Annotated in this window: 14 protein-coding genes; 10 read left to right on the plus strand and 4 right to left on the minus strand. The window is 52.6% G+C overall.

The genetic code is table 11. The annotated features are described in order from the left end of the window. Positions 1-23: 23 nt before the first annotated feature. Complete coding sequence (locus QZ279_RS04695) at positions 24-905, minus strand: AEC family transporter (protein ID WP_293448606.1); 882 nt, start codon at positions 903-905, stop codon at positions 24-26. 84 nt (positions 906-989) lie between these two features. On the opposite strand from QZ279_RS04695, the gene hspQ reads away from it, so the two are divergent. Continuing rightward, on the plus strand, positions 990-1,316 hold the full coding sequence (gene hspQ, locus QZ279_RS04700; RefSeq protein ID WP_293448609.1) for a heat shock protein HspQ: 327 nt from the start codon (positions 990-992) through the stop codon (positions 1,314-1,316). 5 nt (positions 1,317-1,321) lie between these two features. Here the strand turns inward: hspQ and QZ279_RS04705 are convergent, their stop codons facing one another. The 3 genes from QZ279_RS04705 to QZ279_RS04715 all read right to left on the minus strand — a co-directional run bounded on the left by QZ279_RS04705 (position 1,322) and on the right by QZ279_RS04715 (position 4,062). Beyond that, on the minus strand, positions 1,322-2,899 hold the full coding sequence (locus QZ279_RS04705; RefSeq protein ID WP_293448612.1) for a gamma-glutamyltransferase family protein: 1,578 nt from the start codon (positions 2,897-2,899) through the stop codon (positions 1,322-1,324). Positions 2,900-3,239: 340 nt separating this feature from the next. Continuing rightward, positions 3,240-3,722, minus strand: a complete 483-nt coding sequence (locus QZ279_RS04710; protein WP_366513852.1) for an ATP-binding protein — start codon at positions 3,720-3,722, stop codon at positions 3,240-3,242. Beyond that, on the minus strand, positions 3,715-4,062 hold the full coding sequence (locus tag QZ279_RS04715; protein WP_293448615.1) for an STAS domain-containing protein: 348 nt from the start codon (positions 4,060-4,062) through the stop codon (positions 3,715-3,717). The genes QZ279_RS04710 and QZ279_RS04715 overlap by 8 nt, the downstream gene beginning before the upstream one ends. 70 nt (positions 4,063-4,132) lie before the next feature. Between QZ279_RS04715 and QZ279_RS04720 the strand changes: the two genes are divergently transcribed. From QZ279_RS04720 to QZ279_RS04760, 9 genes are all read left to right on the plus strand, one after another. Beyond that, the gene (locus tag QZ279_RS04720) at positions 4,133-4,594 is read left to right on the plus strand and encodes a GAF domain-containing protein (RefSeq protein ID WP_293448643.1); all 462 of its coding nucleotides are present in this window, start codon (positions 4,133-4,135) and stop codon (positions 4,592-4,594) included. A 103-nt stretch (positions 4,595-4,697) separates the two neighbouring features. After that, positions 4,698-5,270 carry an XRE family transcriptional regulator gene (locus tag QZ279_RS04725; protein ID WP_293448618.1) on the plus strand — a complete coding sequence of 191 codons (573 nt, stop codon included), beginning with the start codon at positions 4,698-4,700 and terminating at the stop codon, positions 5,268-5,270. Between the two features lie 10 nt (positions 5,271-5,280). After that, a complete protein-coding gene (locus tag QZ279_RS04730) occupies positions 5,281-5,901 on the plus strand; it encodes a LysE family translocator (RefSeq protein WP_293448620.1) in 621 nt (206 codons plus the stop codon). A gap of 105 nt (positions 5,902-6,006) precedes the next feature. Then, on the plus strand, positions 6,007-8,457 hold the full coding sequence (locus tag QZ279_RS04735) for an FAD-dependent oxidoreductase (protein ID WP_293448623.1): 2,451 nt from the start codon (positions 6,007-6,009) through the stop codon (positions 8,455-8,457). Beyond that, positions 8,454-8,894, plus strand: a complete 441-nt coding sequence (locus QZ279_RS04740; RefSeq protein ID WP_293448625.1) for a hypothetical protein — start codon at positions 8,454-8,456, stop codon at positions 8,892-8,894. Before QZ279_RS04735 ends, QZ279_RS04740 begins: the two co-directional genes overlap by 4 nt. Then, positions 8,894-9,784: a homocysteine S-methyltransferase family protein gene (locus QZ279_RS04745; RefSeq protein ID WP_293448627.1), complete on the plus strand. Its 891-nt coding sequence runs from the start codon at positions 8,894-8,896 to the stop codon at positions 9,782-9,784. The genes QZ279_RS04740 and QZ279_RS04745 overlap by 1 nt, the downstream gene beginning before the upstream one ends. Before the next feature lie 10 nt (positions 9,785-9,794). Further along, positions 9,795-12,239, plus strand: coding sequence for an FAD-dependent oxidoreductase (locus tag QZ279_RS04750; protein WP_293448646.1), 2,445 nt, complete (start codon positions 9,795-9,797; stop codon positions 12,237-12,239). Between the two features lie 80 nt (positions 12,240-12,319). Further along, positions 12,320-13,213: an EamA family transporter RarD gene (rarD, locus tag QZ279_RS04755; RefSeq protein ID WP_293448630.1), complete on the plus strand. Its 894-nt coding sequence runs from the start codon at positions 12,320-12,322 to the stop codon at positions 13,211-13,213. Further along, positions 13,210-13,860, plus strand: a complete 651-nt coding sequence (locus tag QZ279_RS04760; protein WP_293448632.1) for an RluA family pseudouridine synthase — start codon at positions 13,210-13,212, stop codon at positions 13,858-13,860. The genes rarD and QZ279_RS04760 overlap by 4 nt, the downstream gene beginning before the upstream one ends. Positions 13,861-13,909: the final 49 nt, after the last annotated feature.

The raw sequence follows: 13,909 nt of genomic DNA on the forward strand, positions 1-13,909 counted from the left end.
GACTTTCGCTTGATGACGGCAACCTAAAGCAGAAACGCCAGTAAGAGCGGTATTGCAGCAACGGACATCGTGGTCGACACAACGACCAGACCAGCAACCGCGTCCGCGTCGCTCCCGTATTTCTCGGCCAACAGATAGGATGTTACCGCAACAGGGGTGGCGATTTGAACAATAAGAACAGCACGCGCGACGTCGTTCAAGCCAAAGACGTGAGCGATCCCAAATGCGATAGCGCTGCACACCACGATTTTGAGGATCGATAGGACGATTGCCTGACCTATGCGTCCGGGCACCAACCGAGCAACCGCAACACCAAGCGTGATCAACATCATGGGAATCAGCATTTGCCCAATCAACTCAAGCGCGTTGGTCAGAAAATATGGTGTTTCCCAGCCTTGCCATAGGAACAATGCACCAAGCAAAGTCGCCCCAACAAGAGGTTCCTTTAGCGCGGTCACAATGCTGCCACCTCCTGATACAACCCATATGCCAAACGTAAACGAAAGCACTGCCATGACGGCAAAAACGACCAATGCATAGCTAAGACCCTCAGGGCCAAACGCGAACAATGCCAGTGGTAACCCAAGGTTGCCTGTATTGCCAAAAACCAAGGCAACAAGATAGGTACGTTGTTCTAACCCTATGATTTTCATGCCAATTGCAAAGACCAGTGTGACGGACGCATAGGTCACCAAACTGGCTAAAGAAAGTGCAGTGAGCGAAGTGGGCTCAATCTCTGTTTTCATCAACGCGGTGAACATCAAACATGGCGCTGCAAGCGTCATGGCAAGGCGGGTCACGAATGCGACGCGGTACTCAAACCCCAGCTTCACCCACGTGAACCCGACTAACGCCAGTATGAACACGGGTGCGACGATTTCCAACACTGTTATAAAAAGGCCCACAGACTGTTTCCCTGAAAATTGGTCCAAAAATTGGACAAGTCACCCTTGATTTGGGTACTAACCAAATGTAAGGGCTGCAATGCAATGATGACCGCACACGCAAAATATCACCTTGGGCAAGTTGTCCGACACAAAAAGCACCCGTTCCGCGGCGTGGTTTTTGACGTCGATCCTACGTTCAACAATACCGAAGAATGGTATGATGCGATCCCTGAGGAAAGCCGCCCAAAGCGTGAGCAGCCTTATTATCATTTGCTCGCCGAGAATGATCAAAGTTACTATGTCGCCTATGTGTCAGAGCAGAATTTGATCGCGGACTATTCAGGTGAACCGGTGGACCACCCCGATATTGAAGACCTGTTTGGTCCGATCAAGGACGGAACGTATCCACTGCATTTTCAGCTGAACTAGATCACTTAGTAACCAAGCGCACATCCGTCTTTTCTGGGATCTGATGCGCCGATCAAAACGCCCTCAGTGCCAATGCGAATGGATTGTGCGCCACCGATTGGACCGTTTGGAATTTCGACGGTATGCCCTAGGTCGGCCAGTTCGGCGCGGATCTTATCTGAATAGCCTTTCTCGACTTTCAAAATACCACCATCCGCAAAAGCGCGCGGCGCATCGATGGCGCTTTGGGCATCCATGCCAAAATCTTGCAAGTTCGAAACAAATCTCGCGTGCCCATTTGGTTGATAGGCCCCACCCATTACACCAAATGGCATCACGGGCGTTCCGTTTTCAGAAAGTATGCCAGGAATAATTGTGTGCATTGGGCGTTTTCCACCTGCTAACTCGTTCGGATGGCCTTGCTCTAACGTAAATCCAGCCCCGCGGTTTTGTAGCAAAATTCCGAATTTTTCAGATGCGATACCAGAACCGAAACCATGAAAAATTGAGTATATCAACGAAACAGACATGCCATCGCGATCAACCGTTGTGATATAAATCGTGTCTTTGTGAACAGCCTCGCTTATTGGCGCAGCGGCGGTCATGGCGCGCTTTGGATCTATTAAACCAGCAAGCTGGGATGCGGTGTCACTTGAAAGCATATGCGCCAGACGGCTCGTGTGATCCGGATCCGCAAGAAAACGATTGCGCGCATCATAGGCAAGCTTTGCGGCTTCTGCTTCGATATGGGCTCTCTGAGTGCCGAATGGATCCATCGCCGAAACGTCAAAATGCTTGAGTATGTTGAGCATTAAAATCGCAGTTGCGCCTTGGCCGTTTGGCGGATGCTCAAACAGTTCGGTTCCTTTGTAGATCCCGCTGACAGGCACGGTTTCGTCGGATGACACGGACGCGAAGTCCTCTTTTGTGTGCACTCCGCCAAGTTTTTGAAGCGCATTTAACATGTCGTCAGCAATTTCGCCCTCGTAGAAGGCTTTGATTCCGTCCTTTGCAACGCGTTTCAGAACCTCCGCCTGACCGGGGGCGCGAAAAATCTCACCGGCTTTCGGAATTTTGCCTTTGATAAGGTAGTGTTCTTTTGCAGAGCCTTGCAGCATGCCCGCCGCTTCGATCCAATCAAACGCAACGCGCGGTGCGACTGGGACACCCTCTTGCGCATAGTGAATCGTGGGAGCAACCAGCGCATCAAGCCCAAGTTTACCCCATTTTTCACTCATCGCAGCAAACGCGTGGATCGCGGTTGGGATTGTCACGGCGTCTGCACCCTGCAAAGGTACAGTGTGATGATTGGCAGTGCGCAAATTTTGCGCGTTTGCAGCTGCGGGGGCTCGTCCGGATCCATTATAGGCGTGGATTGCATTCGAACCAGCTGGAGAAACAAGCGCGAAAAGATCACCGCCAATTCCCGTCATTTGGGGTTCACAAATTCCAAGAACCAAGGCCCCAGCGATGGCGGCATCCATAGCTGTTCCACCGCGTTTGAGGATATCAATCGCAACGTTTGCACCGATTGGGTGTGAAGTGGCGCACATTCCATTGGTTGCAAAAACCTCGGATCTTCCAGGGAAATGAAAATCGCGCATATAACCTCACATCAAATGGTGAGTCTGACCTTAGGTTGGCTTTCAAACTTTGCCAATCGTCTTAGGGGTATGGAGAAGAAGGTTCCCGGCGCTGCGTACTGGGTGGGGGCATTAAACACGCAGCGCCGGATGAAGCTATATGCAGCTACATGACCGTATTTGACTGAAGAAATGGGCCGGTTTTGGGAGAGAATGGGGCATTTTTTGGACGGAACTCCCTATCTTTGGGGGTATCGCTGGTAAGTTCCGGAACTTTACAGCCTAAGAGGGAAATTTGGACGGGCGAGTCAAAAACGAACTTGCGGGACTCTTAATTGAACTGGTGTTGACGTCACAAAACCTAAGGTGTTGTGCTTGGAATGGAAAATCGCAGAATGCTCTGCCCGTTTATTCGACGGTACTCGAGCGATGTTGTTAGATCGCGGATCAAACCCCAACCAAAACCGCCCTCAGGAAGCGCGTTGGGTTCCGCGTTAAGATCATGGTTCTTTTTGGGGGGGATTTCGTAATTGGGAAAATTTTTACCTCGATCTTTGATCACAAAGCCGATTCGACCAGGTTCCTTGAAGCACGACAGCGTAATGGTGCCATCGTCGACTTCAACATAGGCGTGTTCCACAATGTTGTTGGTGGCCTCTGCAAGGACAAGTTCCGCAGTCCCAACCATTGCCTCATCCGCACAAAGAGTGCGCAAGGATGGCGTAATGGAAGCCAAAGCGCTGCGAACAGCATTTTGGGTTGCCGGAAATGTAAGGCAAATAGATGGCGTGCGGTGAAGCCCAGAAAACGAGTGCACGCGATCTACAGAAGCGCCTTCAGGCACTTTTAGCCTCGTTGGTCTTTAAGGCTTCTAAAGGGGTCTTGAAGATTTTGAAGACACGCTCCATTCGGGTAAGTGCGAATACTTTGGATACGATTGGCGTTAAACCGGCTAAGTGCAAAGGGCGGTCTGTCCCCAGAAGTTTCATCGCCGCAACGATAGCGCCAAGCCCGCTTGAGTCGACGAAATCTACGTTGGAAAGGTCTAGAATGGCCGCAGTATCACCCTCTGCTGTTAGTTCGCGCACATCGTTTTTGAATTGGATGGCCGCCACTCCATCAATCCTCTTTTCCAAGACTGTGATGATCTGAAGATCACTTGTAATTTCGCTAGTCATTTTCATCTGTATCTTGCCTGTTCTAGAAAATCTAAAGACACAGCTAAAAGCAATTCGTTACTATTCGGTGAGCGCGATGAAACAAATGAACTATATAGACCTCAGAAATACCCTCAGTTCCCTGACGGAGGGTGAAACAAATGAGATCGCTTTGATGGCGACGTTTGTGTGCGAAGTGCATCATAGCGATGACCGTTTTGATTGGACGGGGTTCTACCGCGTGACAGACCCTAACATTTTGAAAATCGGACCCTATCAGGGCGGTCATGGCTGTTTGATCATTCCGTTTTCGCGGGGCGTCTGCGGTGCTGCTGCCCGTGAAAATAAAACCCAATTGGTTGCGGATGTCGAAGCTTTTGAGGGCCATATCGCCTGCGCCAGTTCAACCCGTTCAGAGCTTGTTATCCCTGTGAGCAACGCAAAAGGGCGCTTGCTGGGTGTGCTCGACATTGACAGCGATCAGCTTGGCGCGTTCTCGCACGATGATGCTGACCATTTGGGCGCATTGCTTGATCTCGTCTTTGCGGCAGTCCCCTAGGTTTGATAAAAGAGCAGGTGTGTGAAAAATTGCTTTGATTTTTCATGCAACATCAGGCTTGGTGAAAATTACGAACCAATTTTCACGAAAGCCGCCAAACAAGATGATCCAATCTGACGTTACTAAAACCAAAAGTCTTGGTGCGGATCTTCGCGCGCTTCGCAAATCGCGTAGTATTACGCTAAGCGACTTGTCAGAGGCATTGAACCGCTCGGTCGGTTGGTTAAGTCAGGTTGAACGCGATCTGTCAGAGCCGTCTGTAAGCGACTTGAAACAAATCGCCAAAGCGCTTGGTGTTCCGGTATCGATCCTTTTTGGCCAAGCGCAAACGCCCGCGACAGAGGCGGGTGTCATTGTGCGCGCGCCTGCGCGTCGACCCATTGGGTCAAAAGCGGCGGGGTTGGTTGAAGAATTGCTCTCCCCTGATCTAACCGATGATTTCGAAATGGTGCATTCCACTTTCGATCCAGGTGCGCAGATGGATGACGCCGTGACACGGCCCACGCAAGAGGTCGGATACCTTGTGTCAGGCAAACTGGATCTGGTGATCGGGGGACAGGCGTTTACCGTGAATGCGGGCGATAGTTTCCGTATCAAAGGTGTGTCCTACCGTTGGGCGAATCCCTATGAACACCCTGCTGTTGCGATTTGGGTTATCGCACCGCCAGTGTATTGAGTCCGCGCAGATGAGCTTTGAAGCATGGAGCGTTTTTGCGGTATTCTGGGTAGCTTTCGTTATAACACCTGGCCCGAACGCTGTGAATTGTATCTCGAACAGCATGCAGCTGGGATTCGTGCGAGCATTATTGGGCGTGGCTGCGATTTTGACGCAAGCAACGGCTTTCTTGATCCTATCTGCGTTGGGCGTCACGGCCTTGATCGCGGCGTCTGAAACAGGGTTCATGATTGCAAAATATATTGGGGCAGCTTGGTTGATTTGGCTGGGCATCAAAGGCTTGATGAACGCAGGCAAGCCCGCGCCCACACTTAAATCCAGCAAAGGTAGCATCTATGGTCGCGCATTTGTGATCGCGGTGATCAATCCCAAAAGCGTGGCGGGCTACCTTGCGGCATTCTCGCAATTCGTACAGCCGAATGTTCCGATACGGGATCAAATGGCGGTCATCATGCCAACTGCTCTCGTCCTAACAACCCTCAGCTATTGTGGCTTTACAGCGCTGGACGCGGGACTAGGGCGCGCAGCACTTGGCGCTGTGTTCAACGTCTGGTTCAGACGCGCGATGGCGGTTTGCTTTATAATTTACGGCGCACTCTTAGGGATAGCGCAAACTGTGAGCGCGCCATGAGAGTTGCGCCATCCTTTCCAACACCAATTATTTTCAGCGCACACAAATGCGCGGTCTACAAAATCGCGGACACCATGCCCGCAAAACGAAAACTAGGGAGCGAACATGTCTGATTTTCCAACTACGGCCCGTGTGGTCATTATCGGCGGCGGTGTCGTCGGCACATCAACGCTCTATCATCTGGCCAAAGCGGGTTGGAAAGACTGCGTGCTGCTTGAAAAGAACGAATTAACAGCGGGTTCCACATGGCACGCCGCGGGCAACGTTCCTAATTTTGCTGGTTCTTGGGCCGTGATGAACATGCAGCGCTACGGCGCCAAGATGTATCGCACGCTAGGCGAAGACGTTGATTATCCGATGAATTACCACGTGACAGGGTCTATCCGCCTTGCTCACTCCAAAGAGCGAATGCAGGAATTTGAGCGTGTCGCAGGCATGGGCCGATATCAAGGTCTACAAATGGACATCATGACCCCGAAAGAGATGCAGGACTTGCATCCCTTTATGGAAACCCACGATTTGACAGGTGGTCTGTGGGATCCACTGGACGGTGATATTGATCCCGCTCAGTTGACGCAAGCGCTTGCCAAAGGTGCGCGCGATGCGGGTGGTCGGATCGAACGTTTCTGTCCTGTGACGGGCATTGATCGTGAAGGTGATGAATGGATTGTGAAAACCGATAAGGGCGACATTCGCTGTGAGAAAGTTGTGAACTGCGCGGGCTATTATGCGCAACGTGTGGGCGAGATGTTCAAACCGCATGGCGGACGCACGGTTCCGATGGTTGTCATGTCCCATCAGTACTTCCTGACGGGCCAGCTGCCAGAGCTGGAAGCATGGACCAAGGAAAAGGGCCACAAGCTGCCGTTGGTGCGCGATGTGGATATCAGTTATTATTTGCGTCAGGATAAGAACGGCCTGAATCTTGGACCCTATGAGCGCAATTGTAAGGCGCATTGGGTAACACCCGAAGATCCTATGCCCGAAGATTTTTCATTCCAATTGTATCCAGACGATCTGGACCGGATTGAATACCAGATCACAGACGCGATGGAACGTGTTCCTTTGCTTGGTGAGGGTGGGATAGAACGCAATATCAACGGTCCTATCCCATATGCGCCCGATGGCCTTCCGATGATTGGTCCCATGCCGGGTTGCCCAAATGCGTTCGAGGGTCATTCCTTTACCTTCGGCATCGCCCAAGGGGGCGGCGCTGGTAAGGTGCTGTCTGAATGGATCATGCATGGTGAAACCGAAGATGACATGTGGGCCTGTGATCCACGTCGCTATACCGACTATACAGATCACGATCATTGCTATGCCAAAGCCATGGAAACCTATGGTCATGAATACGCAATGCACTTCCCGCATCATGAGTGGCCTGCGGGTCGCGACAAAAAACTGTCCCCTGTGGACGGCAAAATCCGCGAACTTGGCGGGCAGATGGGTGTCTTTAACGGTTGGGAACGCGCGAATTGGTTTGCCAAAGACGGTGACGATACGTCCGAAGAAAGCACGCAAACATGGACACGTTCTGGTCCTTGGGAGCAGCGCATCAAGGAAGAAGTCGAAGCCGTGCGCGATGGCGTTGGTGTTCTCGATCTGCCGGGCTTCTCTCGCTTCAATCTATCGGGTGAAGGTGCCGCTGAATATCTACGCACACTGATCGCAGGCGCACTTCCGAAAATCGGTCGCATGAACCTAGCCTATTTTGCAGACAGTCGCGGTCGTATCCTGACAGAGATGTCTGTGATGCGTCACGGCGAGGATCAGTTCACGTTGATCACTGCGGCGCTTGCGCAATGGCATGATTTTGAGGTTCTGAACAAAAACCTGCCTGCGGGTCTGACCCTGACGGATCACACAACAGAGTTTTCCACGCTCATCGTGACAGGCCCCCAATCCCGTGACCTCTTCGAGGCGATTGGCACTGACGCTGACCTTTCGACAGGCTGGCTGACCCACAAAGCGGCAACTGTCGCGGGCAAACCATGCGCGCTGAACCGTGTGAGTTTTGCAGGTGAACTCGGTTGGGAAATTCACGTGGAGAACGCCCAAATGCCAGCGCTTTATGATGCTGTAATTGGCGCGGGCGCGAAACCCTTCGGAATGTATGCTTTGAACTCTATGCGCATCGAAAAAGGCTACCGCGCTTGGAAGGGTGATCTGTCCACGGATTACACGCTTCTTGAAGGTGGTCATGAGCGTTTCATCAAGTTTGACAAGCCGCAAGACTTCCCTGGCAAAGCAGCCTTGCTGAGCGAAAAGCAAGCAGGTCGCAAGAAGGGTTTTGTCACGCTTACGATTGATGACGCCTGCGTCTTTGATGCGCCTTATATGTCCACGATCTGGAACGGCGCAGAGGTCGTTGGCGAAGTCACGTCTTCTGCAATGGGCTATCGCACAGGTAAGAACATCGCGCTGGGCATGTTACGTGCGGATCTGCTTGAAGCAGGCACGAAACTGGAAGTTGAGATCTTTGGCGCACGTTACGGCGTGACCGTTCAAGAAGATCAACCGATGTGGGATCCTGCGAACAAAAGGCTACGTGCGTGACGCACGCGCACAGTGATATTGACTGGCACGACAGCCTGCTATCGAAACGCTTCATGGCGCTCAAAGCGGCTGCAACGCTCTACGTGCTTTGCATTCCTGTCAGTCATTTCGCCCTGCCTTACGCTTTGATCTGGGGCATTGCAGTCTTCTTCTTGATTGCGATGCTCTTTACCTATCCCGCGGCTGCTTGGCGCAGTGGGAACCATTTCTCGCTAGAGCTTTGGATCTCACTCTGTCTAGCCCTTGTTGGGTTCATGGGTCTGTTCACCACACCTTGGCTGATTATCGCCGGCATCTTTGACCATGGCGTCTGGGATTTGATGAAACATTGTGGCCACGGCACACCGTTCTTTGGCTGGTACATAAGCGGTTGTGTTGCGGTGGACTGGTGCTATGCGGCTGCCTTGACGATATTCTTATTAACAGGACCGATCTGATGACTGAAATTACGCTTCTTGATGGTGGCATGGGCCAAGAACTTGTGCACCGTGCAGGGGATCGCCCGACGCCGCTTTGGTCCACACAAGTGATGATGGATAAGCCCGGTTTAGTGTCCGAGGTCCACTGCGATTTCTTTGCTGCTGGCTCTACTATTGCGACGCTGAACACATATGCAATTCACCGTGATCGCCTTGCCCCTTTCGGGATCGAAGATCAATTTGCAACGCTTCATGCGATGGCGCTGAAAGAGGCTCAAGATGGCCGAGCAGGCGCTGGACGCATCGCAGGTAGCATCGGACCACTGGGCGCAAGCTATCGCCCCGATGCGCATCCTACAGCTGATATTGCCGTCCCGCTTTATGCAGAGGTCGCGCGTGGCTTTAAAGGAAACGTTGATCTGGTGTTCTGTGAAACAGTTGTTTCATTGCAGCACACGCGCTGCATTATTGAAGGCGCGAAGTCTGCGGGCGCTCCGATCTGGTGTGCGTTTTCTGTGGATGATGAGGACGGCACGAAACTGCGCTCTGGTGAGTCCGTTCAAGAGGCGGTACAAATCGCTGCTGACATGGGCGCAGTCGCGGCTTTGGCCAACTGTTCTGCACCCGAAGCGATTCCTGCGGCCTTGGCTGAAATCGCCAAAGCGGGTCTGCCATACGGTGCCTACGCCAACGGCTTTACCCAGATCACTAACGATTTTCTAAAAGACCGCCCTACCGTCGATGCGCTGTCTCAACGTCAGGATTTTACACCAGACGTCTATGCGGATCACGTCATGGAGTGGATCGAACAAGGGGCCACACTTGTCGGTGGCTGCTGTGAAGTTGGACCCGCACATATCGCTGAAATAGCCAAGCGCCTGCGCGCTGCTGGGCATACAATCGTTTAAAGGAACCACGCTGATGTCTCTTCCTGAAAAAGCCCGCGTCGTCATTATTGGCGGCGGCATCATTGGATGCTCTGTTGCGTACCACCTTGCCAAACTTGGGTGGAAGGACGTGGTGTTGCTGGAACGAAAACAATTGACATCAGGAACAACATGGCACGCAGCTGGCCTTATCGCGCAGCTGCGTGCGACAAAGAATATGACAAAGCTGGCGAAGTATAGCCAGGAATTATACGGTAATCTGACGGCTGAAACGGGTGTTGAAACAGGCTTTAAACGCTGTGGGTCAATCACCGTTGCACTGACCGAAGAACGCCTTGAAGAGATCAATCGCCACGCCGCGATGGCGCGGTCCTTTGGTGTAGAAGCCGAAGCGATTTCGCCCGCCGAAGTGAAGGCCAAGTACGAACATTTGAACATCGACGGTGTGGTTGGTGGTGTTTATCTGCCGCTAGACGGGCAGGGTGATCCGTCCAACATTGCACATGCGCTAGCAAAGGGCGCGCGCCAGAACGGGGCGCTGGTGAAAGAGGGATATCTGGTCACAGATATCCTGAAAGAGGGCCGGCGGGCGACGGGTGTCACGTGGGAAGATAAGAACGGCGAGACGGGCACGATAGACGCTGAGCACGTTGTAAACTGTGGCGGCATGTGGGGACACTCTATCGGTCGTATGGCTGGCGTGAACATCCCGCTGCATGCGTGCGAACATTTCTACATCGTGACCGAGGCCATTCCGGGCCTGACGCAAATGCCTGTGCTGCGCGTCCCTGATGAGTGCGCGTATTATAAAGAAGACGCTGGCAAGATGCTTTTGGGCGCGTTCGAACCTGTGTCCAAGCCGTGGACTTTAGACATCCCCAAGGACTTTGAATTCGACCAACTGCCCGAAGATTTCAACCACTTTGAACCGATCTTAGAGAATGCCGTTAATCGTATGCCGATGCTTGCTGAAGCGGGGATTCATACGTTCTTCAATGGCCCCGAAAGTTTCACGCCTGATGATGCCTACCACCTTGGCCTTGCGCCTGAGATGGATAATTTCTGGGTCGCGTGTGGCTTCAACTCTATCGGGATTCAATCTGCTGGTGGCGCGGGTTCGGCACTGGTGCAGTGGATGGACGAGGGCGATAAACCTTTCGATCTGGGTGATGTGGACATTTCCCGTATGCAGCCGTTTCAAGGCAACAAAACCTATCTATTTGAGCGTTCAAAAGAAACGCTTGGTCTGCTCTATGCTGATCACTTCCCCTATTTGCAAAAGAAAACTGCGCGCGGTGTGCGCCGTACCCCGTTCCATGCGCAGCTTTTGGACAAGGGTGCTGTTATGGGCGAGATCGCAGGTTGGGAACGGGCCAACTGGTTCGCGCGAGAGGGCCAAGAGCGCGCATACAAATATAGCTGGCAGCGTCAGAATTTCTTCGACAACGTGCGCGATGAACATATGGCCGTGCGCACGGGCGTTGGCATGTATGATATGTCGTCCTTTGGTAAAACCCGCGTCGAAGGGCGTGATGCAGAGGCGTATTTGAACTACGTCGGGGGTGGTGACTACTCCGTTCCAAACGGCAAGATCGTCTATACGCAATTCCTGAATAGTCGCGGCGGGATTGAGTCGGATGTGACTGTCACGCGCCTCTCTGAGACAGCTTATTTGGTGGTGACCCCTGCCGCGACGCGCCTTGCAGACGAAACATGGATGCGCCGCAATGTTGGTGATTTCAATGTGGTGATCACGGATGTGACCGCAGGCGAAGGTGTGCTGGCGATCATGGGCCCAAAGGCACGTGATTTGTTGCAGGCTGTGTCGCCAAATGACTTTACCAATGCGGTTAATCCGTTCGGCACGGCGCAAGAGATCGAGATCGGCATGGGCCTCGCCCGCGCGCACCGCGTGACTTATGTGGGTGAGCTGGGTTGGGAGATTTATGCCTCTGCCGATATGGCGGGCCATGTGTTCGAAACGCTTTATAGCGCGGGTCAGGACATGGGTGTGAAACTATGTGGAATGCACATGATGGACACGTGCCGCATAGAAAAAGGGTTCCGCCATTTCGGGCATGATATCACGTCAGAAGATCATGTGATGGAAGCGGGCTTAGGCTTTGCGGTGAAGAAGGACAAAGCGGACTACATTGGGCGCGAGGCGATTTTGGACAAGCAAGAGAACGGTCTGGATATGCGTTTGTTGCAGTTCAAGCTGAGTGATCCTGAACCGCTTTTGTATCATGCGGAACCTGTGTTGCGAGACGGTGAAATCGTCAGCTATCTGACCTCTGGCGCATATGGCCACCATGAGGGTGCGGCGATGGGCATGGGCTACATTCCGTGTAAGGGCGAGACACTTGCCAATGTGCTGGGATCGAGCTTTGAGGTTGATGTGGCAGGCACGCGCGTGAAGGCGGAAGTGTCGTCCAAACCGTTTTATGATCCTAAGTCCGAGCGCGTTAAAGTATAGGGGGGGGTGCGTGACATCACGCACCTTGCGGGACGCGCTAGGGGCTTGAACTTGGCGCGTTGTCGGTCCACTGCTGATGTATGACACAACGCCCCAATGTTGATACGCCACGCGGCCTTGCATTTGCTCTGACAGCCTATCTGTTGTGGGGGTTTTTGCCGCTGTACATCAAGCATCTCTCCCACATCCCGCCTGCAGAAATCATTGCGCATCGCGTTATTTGGTCAATCCCAATCGCGGTTGTTGTTCTGTTGATTTTGCGGCGTACCAAGGATGTTCTGACAGCGTTGCGTTCGCCGCGCATGCTGGGGATGGCCTGCGTGACAGCTGCGTTGGTGTCGCTCAATTGGGGCATCTATGTTTGGGCTGTTACCTCTGGGTATGCGATGGAAGCAGCGCTTGGCTATTACATGAACCCGCTTTTCAGTATTGCCCTAGGTGCTTTGTTTCTTGGTGAAAAACTGAGCAGAGCGCAATTGGTTGCCATTGCTTTGGCGGCAACTGCAGTTGTTGTTTTGGTCGTGGATGGAGGTGGCCTACCTTGGGCTGCGCTTGGCATGATGTTGACTTGGGGCTTTTATGCGCTGGGCAAAAAGCAATTGCCGATTGGACCCAATCAGGGCTTCTTGCTTGAGGTGTTAATATTGCTTCCCTTCGCGTTGGCCTATGCCGCGTACCTTGGAACGAACGGGACGTCTCACTTTGAGCTGACACTTAGCACCAACACATGGTTGTTGCTTGGCTGTGGAGTAATCACGGCGGTCCCTTTGATGATCTACGCAAACAGTGCAAAACTGCTGCGCCTGTCGACGATTGGCATTCTGCAATACATCGCGCCGACGATGATTTTCTTAATCGCGGTCTTCGTGTTCGATGAACCCTTTGGCCGCGCGCGCGCCATTGCGTTCCTGTTGATCTGGCTGGCGCTGATCATCTACACGACCTCGATGATACGCCAAATGCGCCGCACATGAGTTCTGATTATAACCCGCCGCAGGATCCTTTGGATATTCTGCACGATGATCATGAAATTCTGATCGTGAATAAACCTGCTGGTTTGCTGTCCGTGCCGGGCAAGGGCGAACACCTCGCTGATTGCTTGATTGCGCGTGTGCAGGCGGTGTTTCCGCAGGGTCTTTTGGTGCATCGTTTGGATCGCGATACGTCTGGCGTGATGATATTTGCTTTGACACGCCATGCGCAGCGCCACTTGGGGCTGCAATTTGAAAAGCGCATGACGCAAAAGACCTATGTGGCGAAGGTTGCTGGAATTTTGGAACCGAAGACAGGCACGGTTGATCTGCCATTGATTGTGGATTGGGAAAACCGGCCGCTTCAGATGGTGTGCCATGAGACGGGCAAAGCGGCACAAACCGATTGGCGTGTGGCGCGTTATGGCGAGAATGAAACGCGTGTAAAGCTAACGCCAAAGACAGGGCGTTCGCATCAATTGCGGGTTCATATGTTGTCGCTTGGACACCCGATCCTGGGTGATCCATTCTATGCCAAGGGTGCTGATTTAACAGATCATTCGCGCTTGATGCTGCATTCGGAAGAACTGCGCGTGAAGCATCCTGATGGCGGGGCGACCCATAGATTTCGTGCAAAAGCACCTTTTTGAAAATAAATTTTGAAAAAGTGTCGGTTTCGCTAGGGTCAGGACTCATAAC

The organism is Planktotalea sp. (assembly GCF_018607965.1).
In the GTDB taxonomy this organism is placed as follows: domain Bacteria; phylum Pseudomonadota; class Alphaproteobacteria; order Rhodobacterales; family Rhodobacteraceae; genus Planktotalea.